Origin of the sequence: Nonomuraea sp. NPDC004580 (assembly GCF_040609855.1) — a bacterium.
Lineage (GTDB): Bacteria > Actinomycetota > Actinomycetes > Streptosporangiales > Streptosporangiaceae > Nonomuraea > Nonomuraea salmonea.
The window spans coordinates 37096-44982 of record NZ_JBEXLH010000068.1 but is presented as its reverse complement, the minus strand read 5'-3'; the positions used below and the strand labels follow the sequence as shown (position 1 = coordinate 44982).

Sequence of the window (7887 nt, the reverse complement as noted above, 5' to 3'; positions counted from 1 at the left end):
GCCTGATCCGGCCAGCTGGTTACCGACCCCGACCAGCCACAGCACGCCGGGGTCCGCTGCCGCCTGCCCACTAATTCTCCGATTTTCGGACTAGGAGCCGGTCAGGGAGAGGCCGGTGGTGAGGATTCGTTCCAGCTTTTCCAGGTGCTCTCCCTCGGGGTCCACCAAGGGGGCTCGGACGCCGCCCACCTCCAGCCCCCGCATCCGTACGCCCGCCTTGACCAGGGAGACGGCGTAGCCGGGGGCGAGGTCCCTGAGCTGGACGAGGGGGAGGTAGAAGTCGGTCAGCAGGCGTTGGACCAGGACCTCGTCGCCGCCGGTGACGGCCTTGTGGAAGGCGAGGGCGATCTCGGGGGCGAAGGCGAAGACGGCGCTGGAGTACAGGGTGACGCCGAGACCGCGGTAGGCGGGCACGGTCAGTTCGGCGGTGGGGAGGCCGTTGAAGAAGGTGAAGGGCTCGGAGGTGGCCTGGCGGACGGTCAGGATGATGCGTTGCAGCAGGTCGAAGTCGCCCAGGCCGTCCTTGAAGCCGATCACCTGGGGCACGTCGGCGGCGAGCGTGGCGACGGCGGCCGGGGTGAAGCGGGCGGTGCCGCGCTGGTAGATGATGACGGGCAGGTCGGTGACGGAGGCGACGTCGCGGACGTACTGGATGAGACCGGAGGTGGGGCCGGTGACCAGGTAGGGCGGCATGAGCAGCAGGCCGTCGGCCCCCTGGGAGGCGGCGGCCCGGGCGAGCGCGCGGGCGGTGGGGAGCGGGCCGCCGGCTCCGGCGAAGACGGGGACGCGGCCGGCGGTGGCGGTGACGGCGGTGGAGACGACCAGGGTGTACTCGGCGGGGTCGAGGGCGTTGAACTCGCCGGTGCCGCACGCGGCGAACACTCCTCCGGCTCCGGCGGCGACCCCGGCGGCCACGTGGCGGGCGAGGACGGGTTCGGCGAGGCCGCCGTCCTGGCCGAAGGGGGTCACGGGGAAGAAGAGAACGCCGTCTAACCGCATCAACGGTCCTTCCTGGGGCTAGCGGATGCCCTCCCTGCGCAGGGTGGCAGCCAGCTTGCGGGTGTGTTTGATGATCGATTCGGTGATGCGCTCGACCTCGGCGGGCGGCAGCCCGGCGGGCATCGAGCAGCTGATCGCGTCGGTGGCCGGGATGCGGTAGTCGACCGCGACGGCCACGCAGGCCACGCCGGGCGTGCCCTGCTCGCGTTCGTAGGACCAGCCGCGGGTGCGGACCTGGTCGAGCTCGCCGGTGAGCTTGGTCAGGTCGGTGATGGTGTGCTCGGTGAGCGCGACGAGCGGGGTCGGGAGCAGGGCGACCACCTCGTCGTCGGTGAGCTGGGCGAGCAGCACCTGGCCGAGCGCGGTGACGTGGGCGGGCAGCCGCCGCCCGACGCGGGGGATGACGTGGTCGGCCTCGCGGGACTCGCGGGTGGCGAGGTAGAGGACGTGGGCGCCGTCGCGCCGGGCGAAGTGCACGGTCTGCCCGATCTCGTCACGCAGGTCCTCCAGGCAGTCCTGGGCGAACGGCAGCGCCGGGTCCTTGTCGAGGTAGGCCGTGCCGGTCAGCAGCGCGTGGGGGCCGATCCCGAAGGCGGACCTGGCCGAGTCGGTCTCGACCCAGTTGAGCTCGACGAGTGTGCGCATGAGCGCGTGCAGGCTGCTGCGCGGGAACCCGGTGCGCTGCTGCAGCTCGGAAAGCGTCAGGTGGTCGTGCGACTCGGCGAGCGTCTCCAGGATGCGTACGGTCCGCTCCGCGGACTTGACCAGCGGGGGCTGCTCCATGCTCATCCCATCTCGTATCCTTCGGCGGCTTCGGACATCCAGGATATTGGATAGCGTCCAGATACATGGACGCCTAACCCTTGACCGCGCCGCTCGTGAGACCGCGCATGAACTGCCGCTGGAAGGCGAGGAAGGCGATGATCGACGGCAGCAGCGCCAGCAGCGAGGCGGCCAGCAGCACGCCGATCCCGACCTCCTCGTCGGAGCGGAGCGAGCGTAGCGCGATGGGCAGGGTCCACATGTCCGACTCGGGGGCCACGATCAGCGGGAGCAGGTACTGGTCCCAGATCATGGTGAAGCCGAAGACGCCGATCACGCCGAGCGCCGGGCGGCACAGCGGCACGATGATGGTCGCGAAGATGCGCAGCTCGCCGGCCCCGTCGATGCGCGCGGCCTCCTCCAGCTCCACCGGCACCTCCTTCATGAACTCGGTCATGACGAGGATGGAGAAGCCCCAGGCGCCGACGGGCAGGATCATGCCCGCGTACGTGCCGATGAGGTTGACGTTCAGCAGCGGCATGTCGGCGAGGACGAGGGAGAGCGGGATCGCGATGATCTCCTCGGGGAGCATCATCGTGGTGAGCATGAGCAGCATCACGAACGTCATGCCGCGGAACTTCTTGCGGGCCAGCGCGTACGCCGCGAAGACGCTCACCAGCACCTGCAGCAGCAGCCCGAAGCCGACGACGATGAAGGAGTTCAGCAGGTAGAGGTAGACGTTCTTGTCCTTGGCCTGGATGAAGTTCTCCAGCGTGAACTCGTCCGGCCACAAAGAGAAGGAGGTCGGGTCGAGGGTCTTGCTGAACGAGCTCATCAGCAGCCCGACCAGCGGCCCGGTGAAGACGATCACCATCGCGGCGTAGATGAGGACCTTGCCGACGCGGGCGACCGGGCCCCGCCGCGCCTCCAGGCCCAGCGCGCTGTCGAACTTCATGTCGCCTGCCTCCTGCGCAGCATCTGCACGATCACGGTGAGCGCCAGCGTGGCGAGGAACAGCACGATCCCGCCCGCCGAGGCGACGCCCAGCTCGTTCTTCTGGAAGCCGAGCTTGTAGATCAACGTCATGAGCACCTCGGACGAGCCGTTCGGGCCGCCGTTGGTGAGCACGTAGACCTCGACGAAGACCCGCAGCCCGCGGATGGCGGCCAGGGTGAACAGGATCCAGAACACCGGCCGCAGCGCCGGCAGCGTGATGTGGCGCAGCCGCCGCCAGGTGGAGGCGCCGTCCACGGCGGCCGCCTCGTACAGCGCGCGGTCCACGCCGACCAGCCCGGCCAGGAAGATCATCATGTCGTACGGCGTCCCGCGCCAGATGCTCATCAGCATGATCGACCAGAGCGAGGAGTTCTCGCTGGCCAGCCAGGGCTGCGGGTCGATGCCCGCCCAGCCGATGATGACGTTGAGCATCCCGCTGTCGGCGGGGTGGAACATGATGCGCCACACCTCGGCCACGGCCGCCATCGTGGTGACGACCGGCAGGAAGGCAGCGGTCCTGACGAACCACAGGTAGCGGGCGGGCCCCTCGATGAGCAGCGCCAGGCCGAGGCCGAGCACGATCGAGCCGACCGTGGTGCCGAGGGCGAGCACGACGCTGTGCCAGATGGCCGAGGCGAACTCGTCGTCGCTGACGATGGTCTGGTAGTTCTGCAGGCCGACCCACTCGTCACCGAGGAAGGTCTGCACCTTGAACAGGCTCTTCCACAGCCCCACGAACATGGGGATGAACTTGAAGTACAGGAAGAGCAGCAGCGCGGGCGCCAGGAACAGCCAGGCGATCAGCGGCCCCCGCCACCGCACCGCTCGCGATGGGTGGCCGGGGGACGCGCTCCGGCCGCGCGCCGGGGTGAGTGTCGAGGTCATGAGGCTTTCTGGCTCTGCAGTTCCTGGGTGAGCTTGTTGTTGAGCTCATCCATGGCCGTCTTGACGTCGGCTGAGCAGTCGGCCCACACGGCGTTGATGGAGTCGGCCGAGGTCTGGCGGATCGGCGCCCAGTTGGGCACCGGCGGTGCGTAGACCGCGTGCTCGTAGGACTCCTGGAACACCTTCCAGCGCGCGTCCTGCCGCTCGGCGGCCATGTCCACGGTGGTGTTGACCGGCAGGCGGACGATGGCGCCGTTGGCGTCCTTGTTCATGCCGATGCGCTGGCCCTCGGGGGAGATGGCGAACTCGGCGAACTTCTTCTGCCCCTCCTGGTTCTCGGAGCCGGCCATCATGTAGACGTTCTCGCCCTCGCCGAGGGTGCCGGGGCCGCCCGACGGGCCCTTGGGCACGGGCAGCACTTCGATCTTGTCGGTGCCGATGCTGTTGACGAACCGGGCCAGCACGTACGGGCCGACCAGGTAGATCCCGCCCTGCCCCTTCTCGAACACCTCGTGGGTGACGGTCGTGTCGTTGCTGACGGCGCCGGGGTTGACGGTCTTGGTCGTGCAGAACTGGTCCTGCAGGAACTGGACGGCCTCCACGGTCCTGGGGTCGTTGACGGTGGCGGTGTACTTGCCGTTCCCCGCGGAGGCGAGGAAGTCGCCGCCGTTGGCGTAGATGAGGGAGGAGGCGTACCAGGAGGCGTAGCCGCGCTTGGTGCCGGCGGGGGCGACGAAGCCGGCGGTGTCCTTCTCGCCGTTGCCGTCGGGGTCCCGCTCGGTGAACGCGACGGCGAGCTTGGACAGGTCCTCCCACGTGGCGGGCGGTTCCATGCCGACTTTCTCGCGCCAGTCCTTACGGACGATCAACGCGAACGACTGGGCGGAGAATGGCGCGGCGTAATACTTGCCGTCGCTGCCGGCGGCGGCCTTCCACGCGGTTTCCGCGAGCTGGTCGGCGCCCGCCAGGGTGGCTTTGTCGACGGGCTGGAGCCAGCCCTGTGACACCATGGTGCCGAGTTGCGCGGTGTCGTTGATGACGATGTCGGGCAGTTGCCGCTGTGCCGCCTGCTGGTTCAGTTTGGTCTCGAAGTCGTCGAAAAGCGCGACGACTTTCGTCGGAACCCCGCTCGCCTTGGTAAATGCGTCGGCCAGCTTCTTGGCGGTCTTGGCGGAGTCGGAATCGGGCGGCTGCCTGATCCAGATCTCCAGCGTGTTGTCCCCCGAACTTGACGATCCCCCGGAACCGCAGCCTGTCAGTCCTACGGCGAGGGTCGCGGCGAGCGCGACCCCCAGCAAACGACGTGACATCAGACCGCCTCCTGTTCACATACGTGGACATGAGTCGTGGACTTGAATGTGTGCCTGTGAACGTAACTAGTGACGCGGCTCACGGTCAACATTCAAGGATGTGAATTTCGGCCAGAATCGTGTACATCATGGATGCATGCGCATTCTCATGACGGGAGCCGCGGGAAAGGTCGGGACGTTGCTGCGGCCCCGGCTCGCCCGCGAAGGCCGCACGCTGCGGCTTTCCGACATTCAACCGATCGAGCCGGGGCCCGGCGAGGAATGGGTGACGGCCGACCTCGCCGACCCCGACGCCGTGGCCGCGGCCATGAAGGGCGTCGACGCCGTGCTGCACCTCGGCGGTCAGAGCAGGGAGCACCCCTGGGCCGACATCCTGCGGGCCAACATCGAGGGGACGCAGGTGCTGATGGAGGCGGCGTGCAAGGAGGGGGTCGAGCACCTCGTCCTCATGGGCAGCCACCACGCCGCCGGCTACCACCCCCGCCCGGCCGACGGCGCCGACCTGCCCGACTACGCCTTCCCCCGCCCCGACACCTTCTACGGCGTGAGCAAGGTCGTCATGGAGGCGCTCGGCAGCCTCTACCACGACCGCTTCGGCATGAACGTCACCGTCATCCGCCTCGGCACCTGCAACGAGGGCCCCGTGGACACCCGTGGCCTGGCGACCTGGATCTCCGCCGACGACCTGACCAGGCTCGTCGAGGCGGGCCTGACCGCCGACGGCTACCACGTCGTGTGGGGCGTCTCCGACAGCCCGCGCCGCTGGTGGTCGCTGGAGGAGGCCAAGGCGATCGGGTACGTCTCGCACGACTCCTCCGAGCCGTTCGCCGCCTCGCTCATCGCCGAGCAGGGCGAGCCCGACCTGAACGAGCCCCTGCACAACCGCGCCGGCGGTATCTTCACGCTGAACGAACTCGGCGGGAAGTGGTGAACCCGGCCGGGTGAGCCGCCGCCTGCCGTAGCAACCGGTTGCAGAAACCTTGACGCCGTTATCCGGGACGGCCAGGGTTTACTGTGGCAACCGTTTGCAAGGGAGGACGGCGATGGCGGCGACGATCAAGGACGTGGCCCGTGCCTGCGGCGTTCACGTGTCGACTGTGTCGCGCACCTTCTCCGCGCCGCACCTGGTCAACCCCGCCACCAGGAGCCGCGTGCTGGCCGCGGCCGACGACCTCGGCTACCGGCCCAACCGGGCGGCCAGAGCGCTCACCACCGGGCGCACGTACAACATGGGCCTCATCGTGGCCGACATCGCCAACCCGTTCTTCCCGCCGCTCATCAAGGCCGCCCAGTCGCAGGCCAGAGGCCGCGACTACCACGTGTTCGTCGCCGACACCGACGAGGACCCGCGCGTGGAGGAGGAGCTGATCAGGACGTTCACCAAACAGGTGGACGGCGTCCTGCTGTGCAGCCCCCGCCTGTCGAACAAGATGATCGAGCGCCTGGCCGAGGACGTGCCGTTCGTGGTGGTCAACCGGCGCATCAAGGGCATGCCGTCCGTGCTCATGAACGTCGCCCAGGGCGCCAAGCTCGCGCTGGAGCACCTGGCCGGGCTCGGCCACCGCAGGATCGCGCTCGTCTCGGGCCCGATCGGCTCGTGGACCAGCAACGAGATGCAGGGCGTGGCCGCCGAGACCCCAGGGCTCGACCTGATCTTCTTCGGCCCCAACCAGCCGACCGAGGCCGGCGGGCTGTCGGTGGCCCCCGAGGTGGCCGCCTGCGGCGCCACCGCCGTGCTCGCCTACAACGACCTCGTGGCCCTCGGGCTCATCGAGGGGCTGTCGGCGATGGAGATAGGGGTACCAGACCAGATAAGTGTCATCGGGTTCGACGACATCCTGCCGGGACGGCTCAACCGGCCCAAGCTGACCACGGTCGCCATGCCGGCCGTGCAGGCGGGCAGAATGGCGGTCGATCTGCTGCTGCAGTCGGGGGGCGAGGGCGCGACGGTGACCCTCGACACGGCCCTCATAGTCCGCGAGTCCACGGGAAGGGCACAGAAATGATCTTCGGAACGCTGCCGTCTGGCCGGCAGGTCGAGCAGATAGAGCTGTCGTCGGGGCGGCTGCGCGCCGAGGTGCTCACGTACGGCGCCATCGTGCGCAGGCTGGAGGTGTCGGGGGTCAACGTCGTGCTCGGGCTCGACACGCTCGACGACTACCGCACCCGCAGCCGCTACTTCGGCGCCGTCGTCGGCCGCTACGGCAACCGCATCGCCGGCGCCCGCTTCACCCTCGACGGGGCCGAGTTCGCCCTCCCCGCCAACAACGGGCCCAACTGCCTGCACGGCGGCACCGAGGGCTTCGACAGCAAGGTGTGGACGGTCGCCGAGCGCAGCGACTCGTCGGTGACGCTGACGCTCGTCAGCCCCGACGGCGACCAGGGCTTCCCCGGCACGCTGAGCGCGTCGGTGACGTACACGCTGGAGGACGACGCGCTGCGCATCGACTACGCCGCCGAGACCGACGCGCCGACCGTGGTCAACCTGACCAACCACTCCTACTTCAACCTCAAGGGCGAGGGCGACGTGCTCGACCACGTGGTCCGCATGGAGTCGGAGCACTACCTGCCGGTCGACGACGACAAGATCCCCACGGGCGAATTGGCGCCGGTCAAGGGCACGGTGTTCGACTTCACCGAGCCGCACGCCGTCGGCGAGCGCTTCGAGGGCGCCTACGACCACTGCTTCGTGCTCGACGGCGGGGTCACGGTGACGGGCGGCGACCTGACCATGGAGGTCACCACCACCGAGCCGGGCGTGCAGTTCTACGCGGGCGGCATGCTCGACGGGGCCGCCACGCCGTACGGGCCGTTCGCCGGACTGTGCCTGGAGACCCAGCACTTCCCCGACTCGCCGAACCAGCAGCAGTTCCCCTCCACGGTGCTGCGGCCGGGCGAGCGCCGCACCTCCACCACCACCTACCGGTTCCGCTGA

The 7887-nt window shown here is 68.9% G+C and carries 8 protein-coding genes; 3 read left to right on the top strand and 5 right to left on the bottom strand.

Features of this window, described 5'->3' with window-relative positions:
• Positions 1-90: 90 nt before the first annotated feature.
• The 5 genes from ABZW11_RS39675 to ABZW11_RS39655 all read right to left on the bottom strand — a co-directional run bounded on the left by ABZW11_RS39675 (position 91) and on the right by ABZW11_RS39655 (position 4952).
• Positions 91-999: a 5-dehydro-4-deoxyglucarate dehydratase gene (locus ABZW11_RS39675; protein WP_355429376.1), complete on the bottom strand. Its 909-nt coding sequence runs from the start codon at positions 997-999 to the stop codon at positions 91-93.
• An 18-nt stretch (positions 1000-1017) separates the two neighbouring features.
• Entirely contained in the window at positions 1018-1788 is a 771-nt protein-coding gene (locus ABZW11_RS39670) for an IclR family transcriptional regulator (RefSeq protein ID WP_355429373.1), read from the bottom strand.
• A 67-nt stretch (positions 1789-1855) separates the two neighbouring features.
• Entirely contained in the window at positions 1856-2716 is an 861-nt protein-coding gene (locus tag ABZW11_RS39665; RefSeq protein ID WP_355429370.1) for a carbohydrate ABC transporter permease, read from the bottom strand.
• Positions 2713-3642, bottom strand: a complete 930-nt coding sequence (locus ABZW11_RS39660) for a sugar ABC transporter permease (protein WP_355429367.1) — start codon at positions 3640-3642, stop codon at positions 2713-2715. The genes ABZW11_RS39665 and ABZW11_RS39660 overlap by 4 nt, the downstream gene beginning before the upstream one ends.
• A complete protein-coding gene (locus tag ABZW11_RS39655) occupies positions 3639-4952 on the bottom strand; it encodes a sugar ABC transporter substrate-binding protein (protein ID WP_355429364.1) in 1314 nt (437 codons plus the stop codon). The genes ABZW11_RS39660 and ABZW11_RS39655 overlap by 4 nt, the downstream gene beginning before the upstream one ends.
• A 136-nt stretch (positions 4953-5088) precedes the next feature.
• On the opposite strand from ABZW11_RS39655, the gene ABZW11_RS39650 reads away from it, so the two are divergent.
• The 3 genes from ABZW11_RS39650 (at position 5089) to ABZW11_RS39640 (ending at position 7887) form a co-directional block, all read left to right on the top strand.
• Positions 5089-5883, top strand: coding sequence for an NAD(P)-dependent oxidoreductase (locus tag ABZW11_RS39650; RefSeq protein ID WP_355429361.1), 795 nt, complete (start codon positions 5089-5091; stop codon positions 5881-5883).
• A 112-nt stretch (positions 5884-5995) separates the two neighbouring features.
• Positions 5996-6958 (top strand): LacI family DNA-binding transcriptional regulator, encoded by a 963-nt coding sequence (locus ABZW11_RS39645; RefSeq protein WP_355429358.1) that lies wholly within the window; start codon positions 5996-5998, stop codon positions 6956-6958.
• The gene (locus ABZW11_RS39640; RefSeq protein WP_355429355.1) at positions 6955-7887 is read left to right on the top strand and encodes an aldose epimerase family protein; all 933 of its coding nucleotides are present in this window, start codon (positions 6955-6957) and stop codon (positions 7885-7887) included. Before ABZW11_RS39645 ends, ABZW11_RS39640 begins: the two co-directional genes overlap by 4 nt.